Raw genomic sequence first — 1319 nt, forward strand, 5'->3', positions numbered from 1 at the left:
TGGAGTTGCCCCCAAAAGACCGGACATGCTCAGGTGTGAGATTTCGAGCTGATGAACTCGCGCGGTGACTGATATCCTAAAGCACTGTGAGGGTGAAGATTGTTGTAATGCTCGAACCAGAACGGCAGTTGCGCCATGACGGTTTCGGCGTCTGGGGTTGGATTCACCGAGACGTAATCGCGCTTGAAGGTTTTGACGAACGCCTCGGCCATTCCGTTCGATTGCGGACTTCGCACCGGCGTCGTGCACGGTTCCATGCCGATGTCGCGGAGCAAGGATGCGGTGTCTCTGGCGATGAAGCAGGAACCGTTGTCGGTGAGCCATTCGATGGGTTCGGACAGTATGTTGATGCGGCCGAAGCGGTTCTCGACGGCGGTGATCACGAGGTCCTGCACGTCCCGGCTCTTGATGCCCTCGGTGGTGGCGACATGAGCGATAGCCTCACGGTCGCAGCAGTCGAGGGCGAAGGCGACACGGACCTTCTCCTTGTTGTCGCAGCCGATCTCGAAGCCGTCGGAGCACCAGCGGATGTTCGAACGTTCGACAGCGACCTGACCGTCGTGGAGGCGTTTGTCGACCGCTCCGGTGTGGCGCACCAGCAGCAGATTGTGCAGCTTCATGACCCGGTAAACGCGCTTGGCATTGGGCCACGAACGCCCGTCTTTCCGCGCATTCCTGCGCAGGATGGCATGGACACGCCGATAGCCGTAGGTGGGCATGTCGGCGATGATGGCCTTGATTTCCTCCACCAGTTCCCGATCCGGGAGTGGTGGCCGTCCTCTGGCTCTGGAAGGGGAGCCTGCGGCACGCGCGGCGATATTCGACCGGGCGACACCCAAAGTCTCGCAGACGGTCTTCATCCCAAAATCCCCCTTGGAAGCGAGAGCGCACGCAACATCTGTTTTTTTGGGCCGTTGGCGATTTCGAGAGCTTCCTTCAGGATTTCGCTCTCCATCGTCTTCTTGCCCAACAGGCGTTGCAACTCCTTCACCTGGGACTGAAGCGCCCGGTATTCGGAAGCCGGAACGACCTCCTCTTCGGCGGCCGTCGCCGTTAGTGCCCCTTGGGACGCCAGCTTACGCCAGGCGAACAACTGGTTCGGCTGGATGCCGTGACGCCGGGCAACGATGCTAACCGTCGCGTCCGCCTCATAGGTCTCCTGAATGATCGCCAGCTTCTCTGCCGTGCTCCAGCGCCGCCGACGTTCCGGCCCGGAGAGAACTTCCATCTTAAAATTGCTGCTAGTCATATTACCAACATTACTCCTACACACTTAGCTAAGTGGGGGAGCATGTCCGGGCCTTTCGGGGGCTAATTCA

The 1319-nt window shown here is 59.7% G+C and carries 1 protein-coding gene; it reads right to left on the reverse strand.

Features of this window, described 5'->3' with window-relative positions:
* Nucleotides 1-29: 29 nt before the first annotated feature.
* A protein-coding gene (locus tag M0412_RS26400; RefSeq protein WP_269703770.1) for an IS3 family transposase occupies nt 30-1249 on the reverse strand; the annotation gives its coding sequence in 2 pieces (ribosomal slippage) (nt 30-913 and nt 913-1249; 1221 coding nt in all).
* Nucleotides 1250-1319: the final 70 nt, after the last annotated feature.

The organism is Agrobacterium sp. O3.4 (genome assembly GCF_041414895.1).
GTDB classification, from domain to species: Bacteria; Pseudomonadota; Alphaproteobacteria; order Rhizobiales; family Rhizobiaceae; genus Agrobacterium; species Agrobacterium cucumeris.